The sequence below is a fragment of the Nocardiopsis sp. NRRL B-16309 genome, from assembly GCF_001279585.1.
In the GTDB taxonomy this organism is placed as follows: domain Bacteria; phylum Actinomycetota; class Actinomycetes; order Streptosporangiales; family Streptosporangiaceae; genus Nocardiopsis.
The window spans coordinates 28,089-49,159 of the sequence record NZ_LGEC01000080.1; the positions used below are offsets into that span (position 1 = coordinate 28,089).

19 protein-coding genes and 1 tRNA gene are annotated in these 21,071 nt (G+C 71.9%); 7 read left to right on the top strand and 13 right to left on the bottom strand.

Annotation, left to right across the window (positions count from 1 at the left end; translation table 11 throughout):
* Window positions 1–48: 48 nt before the first annotated feature.
* Entirely contained in the window at window positions 49–1,557 is a 1,509-nt protein-coding gene (locus ADL05_RS16805) for an MFS transporter (protein WP_053618106.1), read from the top strand.
* Window positions 1,558–1,668: 111 nt separating this feature from the next.
* On the opposite strand, the gene ADL05_RS16810 is transcribed toward ADL05_RS16805, so the two are convergent.
* Window positions 1,669–1,755 (bottom strand) — tRNA-Ser (locus tag ADL05_RS16810).
* Between the two features lie 63 nt (window positions 1,756–1,818).
* Window positions 1,819–2,337 carry a SigE family RNA polymerase sigma factor gene (locus ADL05_RS16815; protein ID WP_369800959.1) on the bottom strand — a complete coding sequence of 173 codons (519 nt, stop codon included), beginning with the start codon at window positions 2,335–2,337 and terminating at the stop codon, window positions 1,819–1,821.
* 304 nt (window positions 2,338–2,641) lie between these two features.
* Here ADL05_RS16815 and ADL05_RS16820 point away from each other — a divergent pair, with 304 nt between their 5' ends.
* Entirely contained in the window at window positions 2,642–3,610 is a 969-nt protein-coding gene (locus ADL05_RS16820) for a hypothetical protein (RefSeq protein WP_053617921.1), read from the top strand.
* Window positions 3,607–4,677 carry a MauE/DoxX family redox-associated membrane protein gene (locus ADL05_RS16825; protein WP_369800955.1) on the top strand — a complete coding sequence of 357 codons (1,071 nt, stop codon included), beginning with the start codon at window positions 3,607–3,609 and terminating at the stop codon, window positions 4,675–4,677. The genes ADL05_RS16820 and ADL05_RS16825 overlap by 4 nt, the downstream gene beginning before the upstream one ends.
* 200 nt (window positions 4,678–4,877) lie before the next feature.
* Here ADL05_RS16825 and ADL05_RS16830 read toward each other — a convergent pair whose 3' ends face one another.
* Window positions 4,878–5,525 (bottom strand): hypothetical protein, encoded by a 648-nt coding sequence (locus tag ADL05_RS16830; protein ID WP_053618107.1) that lies wholly within the window; start codon window positions 5,523–5,525, stop codon window positions 4,878–4,880.
* A gap of 232 nt (window positions 5,526–5,757) precedes the next feature.
* Between ADL05_RS16830 and hisC the strand changes: the two genes are divergently transcribed.
* Window positions 5,758–6,840, top strand: coding sequence for a histidinol-phosphate transaminase (gene hisC / locus ADL05_RS16835; RefSeq protein ID WP_053617922.1), 1,083 nt, complete (start codon window positions 5,758–5,760; stop codon window positions 6,838–6,840).
* A gap of 92 nt (window positions 6,841–6,932) precedes the next feature.
* Here the strand turns inward: hisC and ADL05_RS16840 are convergent, their stop codons facing one another.
* Both ADL05_RS16840 and ADL05_RS16845 read right to left on the bottom strand, forming a co-directional pair.
* Window positions 6,933–7,475, bottom strand: a complete 543-nt coding sequence (locus tag ADL05_RS16840; RefSeq protein ID WP_053617923.1) for an AAA family ATPase — start codon at window positions 7,473–7,475, stop codon at window positions 6,933–6,935.
* Window positions 7,476–7,540: 65 nt separating this feature from the next.
* Window positions 7,541–8,152 carry an ABATE domain-containing protein gene (locus ADL05_RS16845; protein WP_053617924.1) on the bottom strand — a complete coding sequence of 204 codons (612 nt, stop codon included), beginning with the start codon at window positions 8,150–8,152 and terminating at the stop codon, window positions 7,541–7,543.
* An 87-nt stretch (window positions 8,153–8,239) separates the two neighbouring features.
* Between ADL05_RS16845 and ADL05_RS16850 the strand changes: the two genes are divergently transcribed.
* Window positions 8,240–9,004, top strand: a complete 765-nt coding sequence (locus ADL05_RS16850) for an MBL fold metallo-hydrolase (RefSeq protein ID WP_053617925.1) — start codon at window positions 8,240–8,242, stop codon at window positions 9,002–9,004.
* 154 nt (window positions 9,005–9,158) lie between these two features.
* Here ADL05_RS16850 and ADL05_RS16855 read toward each other — a convergent pair whose 3' ends face one another.
* The 6 genes from ADL05_RS16855 to ADL05_RS16880 form a co-directional block, all read right to left on the bottom strand.
* Window positions 9,159–10,424, bottom strand: a complete 1,266-nt coding sequence (locus tag ADL05_RS16855; RefSeq protein ID WP_053617926.1) for a hypothetical protein — start codon at window positions 10,422–10,424, stop codon at window positions 9,159–9,161.
* Window positions 10,425–10,674: 250 nt separating this feature from the next.
* Window positions 10,675–11,970, bottom strand: a complete 1,296-nt coding sequence (murA, locus tag ADL05_RS16860; protein WP_053617927.1) for a UDP-N-acetylglucosamine 1-carboxyvinyltransferase — start codon at window positions 11,968–11,970, stop codon at window positions 10,675–10,677.
* A 370-nt stretch (window positions 11,971–12,340) separates the two neighbouring features.
* Window positions 12,341–13,246: a phosphoribosylaminoimidazolesuccinocarboxamide synthase gene (locus ADL05_RS16865; RefSeq protein WP_053617928.1), complete on the bottom strand. Its 906-nt coding sequence runs from the start codon at window positions 13,244–13,246 to the stop codon at window positions 12,341–12,343.
* A 407-nt stretch (window positions 13,247–13,653) separates the two neighbouring features.
* The gene (gene purD / locus ADL05_RS16870; RefSeq protein ID WP_053617929.1) at window positions 13,654–14,904 is read right to left on the bottom strand and encodes a phosphoribosylamine--glycine ligase; all 1,251 of its coding nucleotides are present in this window, start codon (window positions 14,902–14,904) and stop codon (window positions 13,654–13,656) included.
* A gap of 56 nt (window positions 14,905–14,960) precedes the next feature.
* Complete coding sequence (locus tag ADL05_RS16875; RefSeq protein ID WP_053617930.1) at window positions 14,961–16,244, bottom strand: adenylosuccinate synthase; 1,284 nt, start codon at window positions 16,242–16,244, stop codon at window positions 14,961–14,963.
* Window positions 16,245–16,496: 252 nt separating this feature from the next.
* Window positions 16,497–16,913 carry a DUF3151 domain-containing protein gene (locus tag ADL05_RS16880; RefSeq protein WP_053617931.1) on the bottom strand — a complete coding sequence of 139 codons (417 nt, stop codon included), beginning with the start codon at window positions 16,911–16,913 and terminating at the stop codon, window positions 16,497–16,499.
* A 138-nt stretch (window positions 16,914–17,051) separates the two neighbouring features.
* Here ADL05_RS16880 and ADL05_RS16885 point away from each other — a divergent pair, with 138 nt between their 5' ends.
* The gene (locus ADL05_RS16885) at window positions 17,052–18,215 is read left to right on the top strand and encodes an RNA-guided endonuclease TnpB family protein (protein ID WP_053617932.1); all 1,164 of its coding nucleotides are present in this window, start codon (window positions 17,052–17,054) and stop codon (window positions 18,213–18,215) included.
* A 143-nt stretch (window positions 18,216–18,358) separates the two neighbouring features.
* On the opposite strand, the gene fbaA is transcribed toward ADL05_RS16885, so the two are convergent.
* Window positions 18,359–19,381 (bottom strand): class II fructose-bisphosphate aldolase, encoded by a 1,023-nt coding sequence (fbaA, locus tag ADL05_RS16890; RefSeq protein WP_053617933.1) that lies wholly within the window; start codon window positions 19,379–19,381, stop codon window positions 18,359–18,361.
* Window positions 19,382–19,792: 411 nt separating this feature from the next.
* On the opposite strand from fbaA, the gene ADL05_RS16895 reads away from it, so the two are divergent.
* Window positions 19,793–20,182, top strand: a complete 390-nt coding sequence (locus ADL05_RS16895) for a RodZ domain-containing protein (RefSeq protein WP_053617934.1) — start codon at window positions 19,793–19,795, stop codon at window positions 20,180–20,182.
* Between the two features lie 296 nt (window positions 20,183–20,478).
* Here ADL05_RS16895 and pyrE read toward each other — a convergent pair whose 3' ends face one another.
* Window positions 20,479–21,012, bottom strand: coding sequence for an orotate phosphoribosyltransferase (gene pyrE / locus ADL05_RS16900; RefSeq protein ID WP_053617935.1), 534 nt, complete (start codon window positions 21,010–21,012; stop codon window positions 20,479–20,481).
* Window positions 21,013–21,071: the final 59 nt, after the last annotated feature.

Here is a 21,071-nt window from a genome sequence, read left to right on the forward strand (position 1 = left end):
CAGCACGGGGATGGTTGTGCCGGACCGCCCGCGACCAGCATGGCCGGCATGACGAAGACACACCGACGGCAGCACGGCAGCACTCCCTCCCGCCTCCGGGCCCGGCTCGGCCTCCTGATCGTCCTCGGGCCGGTCCTCCTCGTGTCCATGGACGGATCGATCCTGTTCCTGGCCATGCCCCGGGTCAGCCAGGCCCTCGAACCGAGCGCCGACCAGGCGCTGTGGATCCTGGACGTGTACGGCTTCGCGGTCGGCTCCCTGCTGATCGCCTTCGGCAACCTCGGCGACCGCTACGGCCGGCTGCGCCTGCTGCTGATCGGCGCGGCGGTGTTCGGACTCGGTTCGGCGGGGGCGGCCCTCGCCCCGACGCCCGACCTCCTGATCGCCGCTCGGGCCCTGATGGGCGTGGCCGGAGCGACCCTGCTGCCCTCCGCGCTCGCCGTGCTGAGCGAACTGTTCCCCGAGCCGCGCCGCAGGGCGCGGGCCATCGGCGTCTTCGCCGCCGCGTTCGCGGCGGGCTTCGCGATCGGCCCGGTCGTCGGCGGCGTGCTGCTGGAGCGGTTCTGGTGGGGCTCGGTGTTCCTGGTGAACCTGCCCGTGATCGCGCTGTTCCTGGTGTTCGCGCCGATCCTGCTCGGGGAGGTGCGCGCCACCCGTCCGGGGCGCGTCGACGTCCTGAGCGTGGCGACCTCCGCGACGGGCCTGCTGCTGGCGATCTACGGCCTCAAGCACCTGGCGGCCGAGGGGACGTCGCCCGCGTCCCTGGCCGCCCTCGTCCTCGGCCTCGCCCTGGTGGCCTGGTTCGCCGTGCGCCAGCGGACGCTCGACGACCCGCTGATCGACTTCTCGCTCTTCCGCGACCGGGTCTTCAGCATCGCGGTCGTCACGGGCCTGCTGCCGCTGGCCGCCTGGTCGGCGATCGCCTACCTGGCCGGGATGTACCTGCAGTCCGTCCTCGGCCTCGACATCCTGCGCGCGGCCCTGCTCGCCCTGCCGGGAGCGGCCGTCCTGACGATCACGTCGATCGTCACACCCTTCATCGCCGACCGTGTCGGCAAGCGCACGGTGCTGGTCACCGCGCACGCCGCCATCGCGGTGGGCCTGCTGTTCCTCCTCCCCACCACGGTCGGGGGCGGGACGGGCTGGTACGTCCTGTCCGCGGCCGTCGCGGGCATCGGCTACGGGATCTCGTTCAGCGTGGTCGCCGACACCGCCGTCGGCGCGGTGCCGCCGGAGCGCGCCGGATCGGCCGGGGCCATCGCGGAGACGAGCAACGAGATCGGCAACGCGCTCGGCATCGCCCTCCTCGGCTCCCTCGCCGCCCTGGTGTTCCGCCTGGACGGCCCGGGCCTGGCCCCGACCCTGGACGAGACGCTGCTCCTGCCGGACCTCGCCGGTGCCGCCGCGCTGGAGGCGAGGGCGGCCTTCGTCGGCGGACTGCACCTGGTCGCGGTCGTGGCCTCGGCGCTCCACGTCGTGCTCGGCGCCGCGGCCCTGCGCTGGCTCCCCCGTTCGCCGCGCCGCGCGGACTCCGTGAAGCCCCTGACACGGTCCTAGAATCGGTTCCGAAGGAGGAGGCGGGTGGCAAGGGCGCGCCTCCACGCGGAGAACCCCGGACAGAAAAAGACCTGGGGCCTTCCGCGATGCGGAAAGCCCCAGGTCAGAGTGCGGAGGATATGGGATTTGAACCCATGAGGGGGTTGCCCCCCAACCGCATTAGCAGTGCGGCGCCCTAGGCCTCTAGGCGAATCCTCCTGGCTCGCACCAGACTACGGCCCCGCGGTCCGCTGCGCAAAACGAAAGTCCTGGGAGGCGGTGTCAGGACGTGGTGCGCTCGATGATCAGGTCGGCGTCGCGGCGCAGCTTCTCCACCGCGCGGGACAGGGTGCTCTTGACGGTGCCGAGCGTGACGCCCATGCGCGCGGCGATCTGGTTCTCCGTGAGGTCCTCGTAGTAGCGCAGGACGACCGTGGTGCGCTGGCGGGCGGGAAGGCGTTCGATGGACCGGCCGACCACGTCGGCGAGGTCGCTGCGCCAGGTGGGGTCGTCGACGCGCTGTTCCGGGATCTCGTCGGTCGGGTAGACGTCGAGCCGGGTGCGGCGCCACTCCGAGATCTGGGTGTTGACCATCGCGCGGCGCACGTACCCGTCGCGGGCGTTGGGGTTGGAGATCCGGCCCCAGGCCAGGAAGGTCTTGACGAGCGCGGCCTGGAGCAGGTCCTCGGCGTCGGCGTGGCTGCCGGTGAGCGACCGCGCCATGCGGAGCAGTGCCGGTCCGCGCTCGGCCACGTAGCTGCTGAACTCGTCGTACCTGGGGGTCCGGGTCGCCTCCGACACATCGACCACCGATTTCGCGCTATGTGGGACCGATCACGTTTCTTCCCTTCACTCTCACACAGGGCACGCAAATACTTCGCCTCAGGCATGCCATGTGCTGACAAACCGCTCGACGGACCCGTTCCAGAGCCTGCGTCGCGTGCGGCGTTCCGCCCCCTTCGCCCCGGGAGCGCCGTGTGATGCAATGCCCTGGCCATCCGACCGACATGTCGTGGCACGTGTCGGCGTGTGAGCGGCGATCCAGGGGTCCGACCAGCACAATGGGCACAGAGGACGAGTCGGGCGACAAGGGGGCGCGGGCGACATGTCACTGATGACCGAACACGGGCGGGATCGGCGGAGGTTCACGGCGGCTGTGCTGGGCGCCGACACCGCGCCCGCGCCCGCACCCGTCAGCCCCCGCGTGTCCCGCGGGGTCGTGGTGGACGCCACCTCGTACATGCTGTGCCTGGCCACGCCGGAGGGGGAGGAACGCTTCCTCTACGAGCGCGTCACCTCCTTCTGGCGCGGCGCCGAGGTCGGCCCCGAGGCGATCAGGCCCGGCGACGACGCGGTCGTCCTGTGCGCGCACGACGGCCGACTGGTGGCCGAACGCGTCTGGGCGCAGGCCGCCCGCGTCAGCGGGGTCATCACCGGCTGCGAGGGCGACGCCCTGGAGGTCGACCCCGGGCACGGGCGGCCGCGTGTGCCGGTCGCCGTCCCCTACCGCTCCTCGGGACGGATCGGTGTGCGCCATCCGCGGCTGGAACCCGGCTACGCCTTCGACGCCGTGGGGGTGTGGCACGGGGGTGAGGTCCGGGCGGTGCGGCCCGCCACCACACAGCCGCCCTATCCCGTCGCCGCCACACCGCAACGGCCGCCGACCCCCCGGTTCTCCGGCACGGTGAGCGGTATCGCGACCTGGTACGACCCCGCGTGGGGGCGCGCCACCCACCTGGACCCCAGGGCGCGGGTGCACGGCGTCGCCTACCCGGCGCTCGACCGCGTCGGCCACGACGGCTGCGACCGCCGCACCCCGTGTGCGCCGTTGCCGCTGCTGTCGACCGGCGCAACCCTGCGCCTGCGCAACGACTGCACGCGGGCCGCCACCGTGGTCCCGGTGATCGACTGCGCCGCGGCCGACAGCTGGCTGTGCGACCTGTGCCCCTCGTGCGGGGGCCAGGGCGCCGGGCGGATCGCCTCCCTCACCATGACCGGGTTCGTCGCACTGGGCGGACGCCTGGAGGACGGCTGTTTCAACGCGACGATCACCGTCGCGGAGGGGGAGGGATGACCATGCCGGAGTTCATCGTGGCGCCGGAGACCGTGGACGCCGTCCGGCAGGTCCAGCTGCCGCTGCTGGCGGCGCTGCTGCTGCTCGGCGCGGCGGCCAAGACACTGAGCCGCTCGGAGGGGTCGGGGCTGGCCGTCCTGCTCCCCGCGCGCCTGCGCCGCCCGGCCGCGTTCGGCACCGGTGTCGTGGAGCTGGTCCTGGCCGTGGGCCTGCTGGTCCTCACCGGACCCTGGGCAACGGTCGCGCGGTGGGGTACGGCGGCCCTGTTCGCGGGCTCGGTGGTGGTGCTCGTCCTGGTGCGCCGCCGTGACCCGGAGGCGGGCTGCGGCTGCTTCGGGGGTCTGAGCCGGACCCCGATCGGATGGCGCACACTGGCCCGGGCCGGACTGCTCGCCGCGGCGGCTCTGGGCACGCTCGGCATGGCGACCACCGGCTGGCAGGTCGCCGCCGCGCCGACGGCCGCGCACGGCTGGGTGCTGGGCATCGAACTGCTGCTGCTGGCCCTGCTCAGCCCCGAACTGCGTGACATGGCCTCCCGTGCGCTCGCCAGTCAGCCCTGCGAGCTGCGCGAGGTCTCCCCGCGCCGGACGAGGGCGCGGCTGCGGTCCAGCGACGTGTGGCGGACCAACCGTCCGGTCCTGCTCGCCGACGAGCCCGAGGACGAGTGGCGGCACGGCTGCTGGCGCTTCCAGCGCTTCGACGGCATGCGGCACGGGCGCCGCGTCGACGTGGTCTTCGCGGTGCGCGTGGGCGGTCGGCGCCGGACCGCCGTCCGCGCGGTCCTGGTCGACAGGGAGAGCGGTGCGGTGGCCGCGTCCTTCGGCGCGGTGACCACGCACGAACTCCTCGGCCCGCCCCGCCGCCTGCTCTCGCCCGCCGAGGCGGCCAGGCGCGACGCGGCCAGGATCGACGCCGAACGGGCCGCGCGGACGCTCCGCGCCGCCCGCGAGCACCCGGCCGGGCGCGCCCCCGCGGAGCCCCGGGACGGGGCCGCGGTGCCCGCGCAGGGCGTGGGCGGGCACGACGCCCGGGACAGCGACGCCGGACGCCAGCCCGCCGGCGGCTAGGTCGTGTTTTTTTGCGGCATTCCGGGCTCGCGGCCGTCAGGCCGCCTCTTGCTGCGCCTCTGCGCTCGTGCAGCACGACCAGGCTGAACGTCGCACATCGCCGTGCGAGAGATGGCCTGGCGACCGCTCGCTCACCCGAAAGCCCGCAGAAGAACACTCCCGAGCCCCGCGGCCCTCCCGTGCCGCACGTCGCGCACGACCTAGCCGTCGAGCATCTGTCCCTGGCGCTCGATGCTGGCCTCGGTGAACTCCACGAGCATCTCCTCGTAGTCCTCCTGGTCGCCCGTGCCCAGGATGGAGGTCGTGCCGACCAGCCCGCCGTTGCGGTACATGAGGCTGTACATGTTGTTCTGCTCCTCCGTGGAGGAGACCTCGATCGCGAAGGCGCGCGACTCGTCGGCGAACTCGGGCATGTCCAGTTCGCTCACCCCGTACTCGGACGAGGTGCCGTCCTCGTAGGTGGCGCTGTAGGACGAGCAGGACTCCGGCGGCTCGGTGGCCATGGCCTCCTCCGCGACGGACGGTTCGAGCCGTACGAGCATGTGGGAGAGCGCGCCCTCGGACCACTCGTAGGCCGCGATCGAGGCGGGCGCGTCCTGGACGCCGTCCAGGTCGCCCCAGCGGTTGGCGGCGTCGACGCACTCGGGTTTGTCCAGCTCGGTGCTGGCCCGCACTTCCTCGCTGTACCGCACTGTGACAAGCTCGGAGTAGACGCCGCTCTCACTGCCCTCGGGCATCAGCGTGGCGTCGTGCAGGCTCAGGACCTGCGCGTCGTGCAGTTCCGCGGCGGCCTCGGAGCCCGGTCCACCGGTCTCCTCCTCTCCACCGCCGCCGCACGCGCTGACCATGACCACCGATGACAGGGCGACGGGGAGGACCAATGATCGGACGGCCGTCCTGGTCTCCTCGGCGTGAGGGCGCCGACCAGCCGTGATCCGGTTCCGATCGGCGGGACGATGACGCAAACGCATGGTGGTATCTCCTCGTTTGTGCGATATTTCCGCTGGGAGCGGTGAGCGACCCGGGGCACGAAGTTGCTGAGCGTGTCGCGGGGCTAGCACAAAGTATTGAGGAAGGACAATGGTGTCGGAGTCGAAATCGCCATATCTGCGGTCGGTGCTGGAGAGCATGCCCGCCTACAAGCCCGGTCTGCGCGTCGTCGGGCCCGACGGGCGATCGATCAAGCTGTCCTCCAACGAGAGCCCCTACGGGCCGCTCCCGTCCGTGCGTGAGGCCATCGCCCGGGCGTCCGCCGACCTGAACCGCTACCCGGACCCGGGCGCGACCGAACTGGTCACCGCGCTCGCCGGACACCTGGGCGTCCCCGAGGAGCACGTCGCCCTGGGCGCCGGCTCGGTCGGCCTGCTCCAGCAGCTGCTGGCGGCCGTCGGCGACCCGGGCGCGGAGGTCGTCTACGCCTGGCGCTCCTTCGAGGCCTACCCCCTGCTGGCGGACCTGGCCGGGGTCACCTCCGTGCGGGTGCCGCTCAGGGACGAGACGCACGACCTCGACGCCCTCGCCGAGGCCGTCACGGACCGGACCCGCATGGTGCTGGTGTGCAACCCCAACAACCCGACCGGTACCGCGGTCGGCGAGCGGGAGCTGACCCGCTTCCTGGACCGGGTCCCCGACCACGTGCTGGTGATCCTGGACGAGGCCTACCGCGAGTACGTCCGCGGCCCCGAGGTGCCCGACGGCCTGGACCTGTACCGGGACCGTCCCAACGTGGCGGTCCTGCGGACCTTCTCCAAGGCCTACGGGCTCGCCGCCGTCCGGCTCGGCTACCTCGTGGGCCACCCGCACGTCGCGGGCGCCGTCCGCAAGACCCTCGTGCCGTTCGCGGTGAACCACCTCGCGCAGGCCGCCGGGATCGCCTCGATCTCGGCCGAGGACGAGCTGCTGGAGCGGGTCGCGCTCACCGTCAAGGAGCGCGACCGCGTCCGCGACGCGCTCGTCGCCTCCGGGTGGACGGTGCCGCGCAGCGAGGCCAACTTCGTGTGGCTGCGCGTGGACGGGGACACCCTGGACTTCGCCGCCGCCTGTGCGCGCGAGGGCGTGGCGATCCGGCCCTTCGACGGCGAGGGCGCCCGGGTGAGCCTGGGCACGCCCGAGGAGAACGACGTGTTCCTGGCCGTGGCCACCGCCTACCCGAAGCGCCGCTAGGGAGTGTCGGGGAGGGGTCGCCGGTGCCGCCCGGGTTCGAGCGGGCGCCGGCGGCCCCTTTCCCGTGAGGAGCCCCGTGAGCCGGACGGCGGCTACCAGGCGGCCGCGGCGGCGACCCGCGCCGCCACCTGCGCGACGGTGAGCCCGTCCGTGGCCACGCGCACGGTCCCGTCCGGGGCCTCGGCCGCCAGACGGGCGGCCATGCGCCGGCTGCGCTCGATGTGGGCCGGGAGCTGTGACCCGGTCTCGCGCCGGGCGAGCCGCTCCCGCACCACCTCCTCCCCGGCCGTGAGCAGCACGAGTGTGAAGCGCAGGGGCCCCGGGCCCAGCGCCCGGCGGAACATCGGCACTTCGAGGAGGCTGACCGTGTTGGTGTACACCAGGCGGTGGTGGCCCAGCTCGGCGTAGTTCGACCAGACGGCGGCCAGGTTGCGCTCGGTCACACCCGACCGGGCCGGGTCGTCCGCGGGGGCGGGATGGACCTGGTCGAGCATGTCACCCTCGATCACGCAGTGCGCCACGTCCCTGGCGCGGAGCAGGACCGAGACCTCCCATCCGACGGTCGTCTTGCCGACACCGGAGCCGCCGCCGATGAGCAGTACCTGACGCGGGCCCGTGGTCGAGGAGTCGTTCATGGCTCACCAGCCTGCCCCTCCACGGGCGCGGGCGCACCTGGCTATACACAGCCTGTGGACACCGCTCAGTCCGCCGCGGCCCGCGTGCGCCGGGCGTAGGCACGGGCGGCGCGGGCGCGGTCGCCGCAGCGCACCGAGCACCAGTGGCGGCGGGGGTGCGTCCGAATCAGGTAGCGGTCGCACGGCGGCGAACCGCACGCGGTGAGCCGTTCGGCGTCCGGCGCGGTGAGGAGTTCGGCGGCGTCGGCGGCCAGCAGCGCGAGGGCGTGGTCCACGATCTGCGTGGCCGGGTGCGAGGCGGCCCGGTAGGGGCCGCCGACCGGGTCCCAGTGCAGGAGCGAGGCCGTGGGAACCCTGGTCAGCGCGTCGTTGAGGGCGTCCACGGCCTCGGGGTCGGCCGGGGCGCCCTCGATCCGGGCGGCGATCAGCGTCCTGGTCCGGTCACGGAGCCCGCGCAGCTTCCCGGCGCAGAAGTCCCACAACCGGGCGTCCTCCGGAGCGAGCCCGCGCTCGACGAGCCACCGCGTGGCGGCCGCGGGCGAGTCGAGGAGGTCGACCCGCCGGCCTCCGGGCACGGACACGACGCTGTTGGCGAAGTCGAGGGAGGGGTAGCGCTCGGCGCCCGGTGCGGGAGGCGGCACAGCGCGAGCGGACTCGGAGGTCTGGGTCTCCTTCATGGTTCTCATGTTATCGATTGCTTTCAACCGTGAGACTCGCATAGTCTCGTCTCACGGCAAAAACACAATCTATCCGTGAGGTGTTCCATGTCAGGTGTCACGACCGCCCCCGTCCCCGTTCGCGTCCTCGGCGGCCCGACCGTCCTCATCGGGTACGGCGGCCTCGGCTTCCTCACCGATCCCACCTTCGACACCCCCCGCGACTACCCCGTGGGCCCGGGCCTCGTCCTCAGCAAGACGGCGGCCCCGTCCGCCCTGCCCGGCGAGATCGGCCCGATCGACGCGGTGCTGCTCTCGCACGACGAGCACCCCGACAACCTCGACGACTCCGGCCGGGCCCTCCTGGCCGACGTCCCGCTCACCCTCACCACACGCGGCGGCGCCGACCGCCTGGGCGGCGGCGCGCGCGGCCTCGCGGTCGGCGAGTCCGTCGAGCTGGAACGCCCCGACGGCGGCTCGGTGACCGTCACGGCCGCGCCCGCCCAGCACGGCCCGGACGGCTGCGAACCGTTCACCGGCGAGGTCATCGGCTTCGTCCTCACGGCGACGGACCTGCCCACGGTCTACGTCAGCGGTGACAACGCCTCCCTGGACGTGGTTCGGGAGGTCGCGGACCGGTTCGGCCCGGTGGACACCGCCGTCCTCTTCGCCGGGGCCGCCCGCACCCCGCTGTTCGACGGCGCGCTGCTCACCCTCGACGGCGCGCGGAGCGCGGAGGCGGCCAGGATCCTCGGAGCGCGCCGGGTGGTCCCCGCGCACGCCGACGGCTGGGCGCACTTCTCGGAGGGGCGCGACGAACTGGAGGCGGCCTTCGCCGAGGCGGGCCTGTCCGAGCGCCTGACGATGGACTGACGGCCGGGCACGGACCCGGGCCCCGGCCGGGCGTGAGCCGCGGCGTGGTACCCGGGCCTGACCGACAGCCGGGTCGAGAGACGCGGCCCGCCCCCGCCCCCGCGCACAGAAACGGGGGCGGGCCGGTGCCCACCCCCGTGTACGCGCGTGGCGGCTACTTGCCCGCCGCGTCCTTGTCGAGCTTCTCCACGATGAGCCGGTACAGCTGGCGCGGGCGCCCCGGCTGGAGGGTCCGGTTGGGCGGCAGGGGCCACGCCAGTCCCTCCTCCACCAGAGTGCGGAGCAGCCGGCGCGCGGTCCGCGACGTCACACCCAGCATCCGGCCGGCGTTCTCCGCGTCGACGACCAGCGGGCCGTCCTCCTCGGCGATCTTCTCCGAAAGGCGAATCAACGTCTCCCGGCCCTTGGTGCGCAGCGGTTCGGAGGACTGCCGTGCGGGCGCGCGCTGCGCCGGGACCAGGGAACGACCCTCGCGGTCCACCGCGAAGCTCTGACGGGACGCCTGAGCGCGGTTCAGAGCCGCCCTGGCGTGCGCCTCGGCGTCCTGCGTGGTGCGACCCATCCCGATCCCGACCTCGATCGCGATCCCCAGCTCCGCCTTGATGCGTTCGACGAAGGGCGGTTGCCGGAATCCCTCGGTCGCCGTGACCAGGGAACCGCGGGTGGCGGTGATCATGAACGAATGATCGTCCAACCGGTGGGCGGTGGCGTTGATCCGGTGGGCCTCCTGCAGGAGCAGCCGGTGCAGCGAGAGCCGTAGCTCCTCACGCCAGTACCGCGGGGTCGACCGCCGGGACGAGTCGCGGAGCGTGGGCACGTCCACCACGACCACGCCCAGCTGGGCCTCCTCCAGACGGTGGTGCGCGCCGAGCAGGCCCGCGGTCTGCAGCGCGCTGCGCACCCCGGCGTTGGTCGGGCGCAGCCGCACGACCGGGACCCCGATGGCCTCCAGCCGTTCGGCGACACCGCGCACGCAGGTGATCGCCATCCGGGTGGCCTTGCGCCGCCACAGGCCCTCGTGGAAGGAGGTCAGCTGGGCGGTGTTCGTGAGCTCCTCGTGCACGTGGATGCCGTCGACGGGCAGGTCGACCTCGGAGTAGGCCTCCACGACGTCGGCGCGGCTGAGCACGTCCAGGCTGGCTCTGGTCGGGTCGAAGCGCTCGTCCAGCGTCGCTCGGAGCAGGGCTTCGTGCAGGCTCGCCCCGCCGAGCGGCACGAAGGTCGCGGGCATCGTCAGCACCCCGGCCTTGCGCGCGAACTCGTAGGGGACGGGACTGGCGAACAGGTAGGCGTCGATCGCCGAACCCAGTCTCACGACCTTGTCCGTCGCCTCTTGCTCATCTCGGTACGCGGCGGCGATGAGTCTGGCGTTGAGGGGCCCCGTGGACCCCGGGCCCATGAGCATGACCCGTTCGACCACCTCATGGGGCCCTATGACGCCGATCGTCAAATCGCCAGTACGCTGGGCACTCACCTCGGGTTGCTCCCCGCTACCATTCCACGCTCTTCACTATGTGCGCCCACTGGTTTCCCGACCCGATCTCTGTCACGGCATGATTGCCGAGATCGTACCCATTGTGCGGGGCCTAAGAAGATCGTTTTCCATATCAACGCCGAAAGCCCGGGTGGGAGACGAGCTCCCACCCCGGCTTGAGCTGCGCATTCGGCTCCTACGAGACGACGACGCGCTCCACGTCCCCGCCCAGCGCGGCAAGCCGCGATGCGAACTGAGCGTGACCTCGGTCCACCAGGTAACCGGGCGCCACGATTGTCTCACCTTCGGCGACCAGTCCGGCGAGGACCAGCGCCGCGCCGGTCCGCAGGTCGTGCGCGATGACCTCGGTGCCGTGCAGGTTGGTGGGGCCGTGCACGATCGCGCGGGTCCCCTCCACCTCGATCTTGGCACCCATCTTGTTGAGCTCGTCGGCCAGCGCGAAGCGGCCGTCGTAGATCGCCTCGTGGATGTAGCTCTCACCCTCGGCGAGGGTGGCCAGCGCCATGAGCGGCGACTGGAGGTCGGTCGCGAACCCGGGGAACGGCGACGTGACCGCGTTGATCGGACGCAGCGGCACGGAGGGGTCCCGCTGCACGTGCAGGACGGCGCCCTCCTGCGAGAAGCCCACGCCCATCTGCTCGAGTTTCCAGCGGGCCACGCCGAGGTGGTCCAGGTGCGCGCCCACGAGGCTGACCTCGCCACCGGTGGCGGCGACGGTCATCGCGAACACGCCGGCGTCGATGCGGTCGGACATGATCGTGTGCTCGACCGCGGTGAGCTCCTCCACGCCCTCGACGGTGATCAGGCCGGTGCCGCCACCGGTGATCTTCGCGCCCATGGCGGAGAGGAAGTTGATGACGTCGATGACCTCGGGTTCGAGGGCCGCGTGCTCGATCACGGTGGTCCCGGGGGCCAGGACCGCGGCCATGAGCAGGTTCTCGGTGCCCGTGTGCGAGGGCGTGTCGAGGTAGAGGCGGCCGCCGCGGAGGTTGCTGGCCTCGACGTTGATGTGGTTGCGCTCGGTGTCCTCGGTGACCTCGGCTCCCAGGCGCGCGAAGCCGCGGTAGTGGAAGTCCAGGTTGCGGCTGCCGAGGTTGCAGCCGCCCACGCCCTCGATCCGGGCGCGTCCGGTGCGGTGCATCAGCGCGGGCACGAAGAGCACGGAGCCGCGGAAGCGCGCGGCGATCTCCGCGGGGAGGACGGCGCGCTCCGGGTCGTTGAGCTTCGAGGCGTCGATGACGACGGTGCGCTCGTCCTCGTGGAAGGCGACCTTGGCGCCGATGTGCTCGGCGAGTTCGAGTGCGCGGTACACGTCCTCGATGACCGGGACGTTCCGCAGTACGGTACGGCCCTTGGCCGCGAGGAGGGCGGCGCCGATCATCGGCAGGACGGCGTTCTTCGCGCCTTGGATGAACGCCGTTCCGCTGAGGGGGCGTCCGCCGCGGACGCGGTAACGAACCTCCTGGCCCATGCTCATGTGCTCCTTTGTGAGGCAGATGTGTAGAAAGGCCACCCTCGTCGGGTTTCGCCTCTATGCGTTTTAGACGCGGGTTTCCCCTGGAACGTTGCGACCATCTTGCGCGTGACCTGCGCGGCCAGTGAACCGATGTTCGCGACGACTCTATAGCACCTGCGTGCCTGAAACCGCCTGGAGCGTGGTATACCCGCAGATCGCGGACAGAGTCCCACCGAACGGCCAGGAAGGCACTCTTCCGGCGGAGAAGACCAGGGTGTCGTGCGTGTGATCACCATGGATCGGCGCCGGGCACAACGTGACCACCATACGCTGTCGCCGGTGCCGATCGGTGCCCGCGTGCGCGGAATCACGCGTGCGCGTCGGCTCAGAGCCCGCTTTCGCCGCCGGTCAGACGCCGGTGGATCTCCCTGTAGCGCTCGATCGTGCGCTCCACCACCTCCGCCGGGAGCTCGGGCGGCGGCGTGTCCGCGGCCCGGTCCCAACCGGAGGCGGGGGAGGTCAGCCAGTCGCGCAGGATCTGCTTGTCGAAGGAGGGCTGCGGGCCGCCCGGCGCCCACTCGTCCGCGGGCCAGTACCGCGAGGAGTCGGGGGTGAACACCTCGTCGGCGAGCACCAGGCTCCCGTCGGCGCCGCGGCCGAACTCGAACTTGGTGTCGGCGAGGATGACGCCCCGCTCACGGGCGATCTCCCGGCCGCGCGCGTACACGGCCAGAGTGAGGTCGCGCAGCTCCGCGGCCTGCTTCTCGCCGAGCCGTTCGGCGACGACTCCGAACGACACGTTCTCGTCGTGGTCGCCGACCGCGGCCTTCGTGGCCGGGGTGAAGATCGGCTCGGGCAGTTCGGAGCCGTCGGTGAGGCCCTCGGGCAGCGGGACGCCGCACACCGTGCGGTCCACGCGGTACTCGGCGAGCCCCGAACCGGCGAGGTAGCCGCGCGCCACGCACTCCACCGGCACCATGTCCAGGTTCCGGCACACCAGGGTGCGGCCGGCCCAGTCGGCGGGCGCGCCGGGCGGCGGCGTGTCGGACAGGACGTGGTCGGGCACCAGGTCGCGCAACCGCTCGAACCACCACAGGGACAGCCGGGTGAGCAGGCGCCCCTTGCCGGGGATCTCGGTGGGCAGGACCCAGTCGTAGGCCGACACGCGGTCGCTGGCCACCATCACCAGGTCGCCGCCGGCGGTGGCGTAGAGGTCGCGCACCTTGCCGGTGTGCAGGTGGGTCAGCCCCTCGACCTCGACGTGGCCGGGCTGCTGGACGAAACCGCTCATGGGATCCTCGGTCTCTCGGGCGGGTGGAGTGCGGGAACGGGTGGGAGGCGACGCGGCGGCCCGTGCGGTGGCTCCCGCGTGCCCCGGGCGCTCGCCTGGCGGCCCGCGCAAGCCCGTCGGTGCCCCCGTCGTGCCGGTCGTGGGCCTTCGGCCCGCCTGCCCCGGGGAGGGAGGCCCCGTCCGTGCCCTCGCCGCGCTGGTCCCGGGCGTTCGCCGGTGCCTTCGCCTCGGAGCCTTCGCCTCGGCCGGAGCCTTTCCTGCGGTCCGGTCCGACCGTCCGGCAGCGGAGCGGCTGGACGGTCGTCCACAGATGTGGACGGGGGCGACACGGGGCCGCCTCGGCGTGATGGAGTTGGAAAGGGGGCTCGGCGCCCCCTCCCCACAGGCGTGCCCGCGGTCAGGTGTGCCTACAGTTCGGCGGCGGCGCGCTCGGCGATGTCGGTCCGGTGGAAGGAACCGCGCATCTCGATCCGGCTCACGGCCTCGTAGGCCCGCTCGCGCGCCTGGCGCAGGTCGGTGCCGGTCCCGACCACGTTCAGCACGCGCCCGCCGTTGGACTTGACGTCGCGCACGCCGTCCCAGGCGGTGCCCGCGTGCAGCACGTAGGCGCCGTCCAGGGCGTCGGCGGCGTCCAGGCCGCCGATGGCGTCGCCCTTGACGGGGTCGGCCGGGTAGTTCTCCGCTGCGACCACCACGGTGACCGCGGCGCCCGGCTTCCACTGAAGGGAGCCGATGGCGCCGAGCCCTCCGGTGTCGGTGGCCTGCAGGACCGCGCCGATCGGCGTGGCCAGGCGGTCCAGCACGACCTGGGTCTCCGGGTCGCCGAAGCGGGCGTTGAACTCCACCACGCGGGGCCCCTGGGACGTGAGGGCCAGCCCGACGTACAGCAGGCCCTGGTAGCGGGTGCCGCGGCGGTTCATCTCGGCCAGGGTCGGCCGCACGACCGACTCCATCACCTCGTCGACCATGCCCTTCGGCGCCCACGGGACGGGGGCATAGGCGCCCATGCCGCCGGTGTTGGGGCCCTGGTCGCCGTCGTAGGCCCGCTTGAAGTCCTGGGCGGGCAGCAGCGGCAGCGCGTGCAGGCCGTCGCTGAGCACGAACAGCGAGACCTCGGGGCCGTCGAGGAACTCCTCGATGACCACGCGGCCGCACTCGCGCGCGTGCTGTTCGGCCAGGGCGCGGTCCTCGGTCACCACGACGCCCTTGCCCGCGGCCAGGCCGTCGTCCTTGACCACGTACGGGGGGCCGAACTCGTTGAGCGCGTCGGAGACCTGCCCGGCCGAGCGGCACACCCGCGCCCTGGCGGTGGGCACGCCGGCCGACTCCATGACCTCCTTGGCGAAGGCCTTGGAGCCCTCCAGGCGGGCGGCCTCCTGGTCGGGGCCGAACACGGGGATGCCGCGGTCGCGCAGTGCGTCGGCCACGCCGGCGACCAGCGGGGCCTCGGGGCCGATCACGACCAGCTCGGCGCGGATGCGTGCCGCCAGCTCGGTCACCGCGAGCCCGTCGGTCACGTTGATGACGTGGTTCTCCGCCAGGTCCGAGATGCCGGGGTTGCCGGGGGCACAGTGGATACCGGTGACGCCCGGGTCCAGGGACAGGGCGCGGACGAGTGCGTGCTCGCGGCCTCCGCCGCCGAGAACGAGGGCTTTCACTACGGGGGCCTCTTCGTGTTGAAGGCGGACAGACGGACTGGCGCTGGTGCGCCGGGTCAGACGAGGGAGCGCAGCTGCAGTGTCTCGTCGCGGCCCGGACCGACGCCGATGGCGGAGACGGGGGCCCCGGCCATCTCCTCAAGGGTACGCACGTACTTCTGCGCGTTCTTGGGAAGATCGTCGAACTCGCGTGCCGCGGTGATGTCCTCGGACCAGCCGTCGAGGTACTCGTAGACGGGCGTGGCGTGGTGGAAGTCGGTCTGCGTCATCGGGATCTCGTCGTGGCGGACGCCGTCGACGTCGTAGGCCACGCACACCGGGATGCGGTCGAGCCCGGTGAGCACGTCGAGCTTGGTGAGGAAGAAGTCCGTGATGCCGTTGACCCGGGTGGCGTAGCGCGCGATGGGCGCGTCGAACCAGCCGCAGCGGCGGTTGCGGCCGGTGGTGACGCCGTACTCGCCGCCCTGGGTGCGCAGCCACTCGCCCTGCTCGTCGAGGAGCTCGGTGGGGAAGGGGCCGGAGCCCACGCGTGTGGTGTAGGCCTTGAGGATGCCCACGACCTTGGTGATGCGGGTGGGGCCGATGCCGGAGCCGGCCGCCGCGCCGCCCGAGGTGGGCGAGGACGAGGTGACGAACGGGTAGGTGCCGTGGTCGATGTCCAGGAGCGTGCCCTGGGAGCCTTCGAGGTAGACGGTCTTGCCCTCGTCGAGCGCCTTGTTGAGGATCAGCGAGGTGTCGGCGACGAAGGGGCGCAGCTTCTCCGCGTAGCCCAGGTACTCCGCGATGATCGGCTCGGCCTCCAGGCCGCGCCGGTTGTACACCTTGGTGAGCAGCTGGTTCTTGTCGTGCAGCGCCAGCTCGATCTTCTTGCGCAGGATCTTGGGGTCGAACATGTCCTGGACGCGCACGCCCTGGCGGGAGACCTTGTCGGCGTAGGTCGGGCCGATGCCGCGGCCGGTGGTGCCGATCTTGCCCTTGCCGAGGAAGCGCTCGCTGACCTTGTCCAGTGCGCGGTGGTACGGCATGATCAGGTGCGCGTTGGCCGAGATGAGCAGCCGCGAGGTGTCCACACCGCGCTCGTCGAGCCCCTGGAGCTCCTCCAGCAGGACGCCCGGGTCGATGACGACGCCGTTGGCGATCACCGGGACGACGTTCGGGGACAGGATGCCCGAGGGGAGCAGGTGGAGGGCGTACTTCTGGTCGCCGATGACCACCGTGTGGCCGGCGTTGTTGCCGCCCTGGTACCGGACCACGTAGTCCACGCGGTCGCCGACAAGGTCGGTCGCCTTGCCCTTGCCCTCGTCGCCCCACTGGGCACCCACGAGCGTGATCGCCGGCATTGGTCTCTACCTCTTCGCTCGACACCTGACCGGGGCGCTCTCGACCCCGAACATGGAAGAACCCCTGGCGCAAGGCAGCGACAGGGGCCGTTGCGTATAGAGCGTACACGACCTGTTGATCCCGGTTAAGTGGGTGGTGGCGCCGCGCGGGTCACCCGCGCGGCGCCGCGTCGAGCGCCGGCGCCGGCCGGGGTCCGCGCGGGCCCCGGCGACGGGCCGGGCCGCCCTCCGCGGTCCCGGCCGGGCCGCGGATCAGGCCTTGAGCGTGTCGGCGGCCTCGGCGCTGGAGTCGCGCAGGAAGGTGGCGCAGCGCTCGGCCTCCTCCACGTCGCCGATGCGGTCGGAGGCCACGGACAGGGCGTGCAGGGCGCGCAGGAAGCCGCGGTTGGGCTCGTGGTCCCAGGGGATGGGCCCGTGGCCCTTCCAGCCCGAGCGCCGCAGCTGGTCGAGTCCGCGGTGGTACCCGGTGCGCGCGTAGGCGTAGGCGGTGACGGGCTCGCCCTCGGCCAGGGCGTTCTCGGCCAGGGCGGCCCAGGCCGCGGAGAAGTCGGGGAAGCGCCCGGCGACCGGGGTGGGGTCGTCGGAGGCGGCCAGCGCCTCACGGGCCTCGGGGTGGTCGGGCAGGCGGGTGGCGGGCGGCTCGCCGAGCAGGTTCTGGTGCAGGTTCATGCCCCCATCCTGCCATCGGGCGACGGGGAGTGTCCGGCGCTCACGCCGGAGGTGAATCGGATCCGCGCCGGTCGCCTTGGCTCGCGCCGCCGTAGCCCGGTCTCTGGTTTTGTCGTAGGCGGGCGCCAGGGTGTGGCTGTGCAGCTTCGATACCAGTACCGTCTCTACCCGGACGAGGCCCAGCGCGCGGCGCTGGCCCGCCTGTTCGGGTGCGTGCGCACGGTATGGAACGACGCTCTGGTCCAGGTCAAGCCGGTCAAGGCGTCCAACAAGCTGCTCGGGCCCCCGAAGGCGCGAACCGCGGAAGGCCCCTACCAGCGGGTACCGAAGAGCCCCGACCTGTCGAGGGAGCTGATCGCTGGGGCGAAGAAGACACCCCAACGGGAGTGGCTGGACCAGGTGTCGGCGGTGCCCTTGCAGCAGGTGCTGCGCGACGCCGACAAGGCGTGGGCGGCCCATGAGGACTCCAAGACCGGCCAGCGCAAAGGCCCCAAGGTCGGGCATCCGAAGTTCAAGTCCCGCCGCGACCACCGGCAGTCGGCCCGGTTCACCGCCAACGCCAAATGGAAAATCACCCCCGCCGGGAAGCTCTCCCTGCCGAAGATCGGGGACGTGAAGGTGACGTGGTCGCGGGACCTGCCCTCAGCCCCGACCTCGGTGACCGTGGTCAAGGACGCGGCTGGCCGGTACTTCGCCAGCTTCGTGGTCGAGACCGGCGACGAGCCGTTACCGGAGACCACCCCGGAGGTCGGGATCGACCTGGGGCTGACCCACTTCGCAGTGCTCTCCGACGGCACGAAGATCGCAAACCCCCGGTTTCTGCGCCGTGCGGAGAGGAAGCTCAAGAAGGCCCAGCGGATCCTGTCCCGCAAACAGGAAGGCAGCGCGAACCGGGACAAGGCCCGGGTGAAGGTCGCCCGCGCCCACGCGAAGGTCGCCGACGCGCGACGTGAGTTCCACCACCAATTGTCCACCACGTTGATCCGCGAGAATCAAGGGATTTATGTGGAAGACCTGGCGGTCAAGGGGCTCGCCCGCACTCGGTTGGCCAAGTCCGTGCACGACGCCGGGTGGGCGGCGTTCGTGCACATGCTGGAGTACAAGGCTCGACGGTGCGGGCGCACCTTCGCCAAGGTGTCCCGGTTCCTGCCCTCCTCTCAGACCTGTTCGGAGTGCTGGGCGGTGGACGCGCCCAAACCGCTGCACGTGCGCGAATGGACCTGTAAGGCGTGCACGACCACCCACGACCGGGACGTGAACTCGGCCCGTGTCGTCCTGGCGGCCGGACGGGCCGACAGATAAAACGCCTGCGGAGGGACCGTAAGACCGACCCTGCGGGGTTGGCGGGACCCGGTGAAACAGGAACCGCTCGCGTCGTGAGGCGCGCAGCGCCACCCGCCCGCAGGGTCGGGTCGGAATCCCCGCCGTTCACGGCGGGGAGGACGTCAATTCATCTTGTTGCCGGCGGCCTTCAGGTGCTGGGCGGCCTCGACCACGCGCGCGGCCATGCCCGCCTCGGCGGCCTTGCCGTAGGCGCGGGGGTCGTAGGCCTTCTTGCTGCCGATCTCCCCGTCGACCTTCAGCACGCCGTCGTAGTTCTTCATCATGTGGTCGACGATCGGGCGGGTGAAGGCGTACTGCGTGTCGGTGTCGACGTTCATCTTCACGACGCCGTAGCCGATCGCCTCGTGGATCTCCTCCATGGTGGAGCCGGAGCCGCCGTGGAAGACGAAGTCGAACGCCTTCGCCTTGCCGTACTTCTCGGCCACGGCGTCCTGCGCCTCCTTGAGCACCTCCGGACGCAGCTTCACGAAGCCCGGCTTGTAGGAGCCGTGCACGTTGCCGAAGGTCAGGGCCGTCATGTAGTAGCCCTTCTCGCCCAGGCCCAGGGCCTCGGCGGTGCGCAGGGCGTCCTCCGGCGTGGTGTACAGCTTCTCGTTGATCTCGCCGACGATGCCGTCCTCCTCGCCGCCGACGACGCCCACCTCGATCTCCAGGAGGGTGCGCGCCTCCTTGGACGCGGCCAGCAGTTCCTGGGCGATCTCCAGGTTCTCGCCCAGCTCGACGGCCGAGCCGTCCCACATGTGGGACTGGAACAGCGGCTCCTGGCCCTTGGCCACGCGCTCCTTGGAGATCTCCAGCAGCGGGCGGACGAAGCCGTCGAGCTTGTTCTTGGGGCAGTGGTCGGTGTGCAGGGCGACGTTCACGGGGTACTTGTCGGCCACCACGCGGGCGAACTCCGCGAAGGCGACGGACCCGGTGACCATGTCCTTGACGGTGGTGCCGGACAGGAAGTCGGCGCCTCCGGTGGAGATCTGGACGATCCCGTCGCTCTCCGCCTCGGCGAAGCCGCGCAGCGCGGCGTGGAGCGTCTGGCTGGAGGTCACGTTGATGGCCGGGTACGCGAAGCCCTCCGACTTCGCGCGGCTCAGCATCTCGGTGTAGACCTCGGGGCTGGCGATGGGCATGGTTTGACTCTCCCTGGGTTCGGCCTGGAGCGAGCGGCCGCCGGTCGTGGACCCGCGGCACCCCACGTGCGTTGCCCCGGTGAAGGTCCGGAACGGCTGGGGGCGGCCCCCTGCGGAGCCGAGCGTCCGGACGTGTCCACCAGGTGTCGACCAAGTATCCCGAATCCCCGGAGCCGTTGGAAAGGTCTAGACCAAGTTGCCCGGACTTGCGCGCGTTCGCGCAGCTCATGGCGGCGCGATCCGAGCCCTGTCGCGGGGCGGAGGAACGAGGCGGGCGATGCGCCCGCGGCGCCGCCGCATCCGTGGGCGTACACGGCATCACAGGGAGCACTGTCGCTTTTTGTCGTGATACACGCTACATTCAACGCCGTGGGAAGGCATAGGAACGATCCGCGCGGCGCTGGCCAGGTGATGGCCATCGTCGGGGCCGTCGTGCTCCTGGTGGTGCTGGTCGCCCTCGGCGGGTACTTCTTGTACCGCTCCCTCCCAGGCAACGGAACGAGCGTGAGCGCCAACGCCTCCGAAGCCTCGTCCGAAGGTGAGGACGAGAGGGACATGGGGGCGCTCTACATCCGCGTGATCGGGGAGTCGAGCAACGTGTTCGTGCGCGTCCCCGGCGGCGACGTCCTGCACGATCAGGTGATACGGCAGGGCGGCTCGATCAACTTCGCCGACGCGGGCGAGGGCCTCGAAGTGACCATCGACGAACCCGGCGCCGTCGAGGTGTACGTCAACGGCGAGCAGCGCGACGTGTCCGACCAGGACGCCGGCTACAGCTTCACCATCAGCGGCGACGGCTGACACCGGGCCCGGGCGCCGTGCCGAGCGCGGACGCCCCCGGCACCGGCGGCCGCGCGCTCGCGGGACCGCGCCTGGGCAGCGGTGCCGTGCCGGGCCTCACGGCCCTGGACCAGTCGCACCGACACGAACAACCGTCGGGCCGCATCGCCGCTTCGGCCCGCGCGCCAGGGCTCGCCGGACCGCATCGTGGCTCGTCCGCCCGCGCCAGGGCTCGCAGGGCCGTGTCAGGGCTCCAGGGACCCGCGGGGCTGTTGGGACGCGTCCGTCTTCCTCGGGACCGGCCGGGGCCGTCCGGCTCAGAGGTCGAGGTCGGCGACCTCGTACACGGACCGGTACTCCAGCCCCTCCCGGGTGACCCGCTCGCGCGCGCCCCGGTCCAGGATCAGCGCGGTCGCGACCACCTCCGCGCCCGCCTCACGCAGTGCCTCCACGGCGGTGAGCACCGAGTTGCCGGTCGTCGAGGTGTCCTCCAGGGCCAGCACACGCCGCCCCTTGACGTCGGGACCCTCGATCCGCCGCTGGAGCCCGTGCGCCTTGCCCGCCTTGCGCACCACGAAGGCGTCCAGCCTGCGCCCGCGCGCGTGCGCGGCGTGCACCATCGCGGTCGCCACGGGGTCCGCGCCCAGGGTCAGCCCGCCCACGGCGTCGAAGTCCAGGTCCTCGACGTTGTCCAGCATGACCGAGCCGACCAGCGGCGCGGCCTCCCCGTCCAGGGTCACCCGGCGCAGGTCGACGTAGTAGTCGGCCTCGATGCCGGAGGACAGGGTCACCTTCCCGCGCACGACCGCCTTATCGTTGATGTGTCGCAGGAGTTCATCACGTTCGCTCATGATCAGTGAGCCTAGAACACCGGACGGGACGGCACGGACCCGGCCGCACGTGTTCCCAG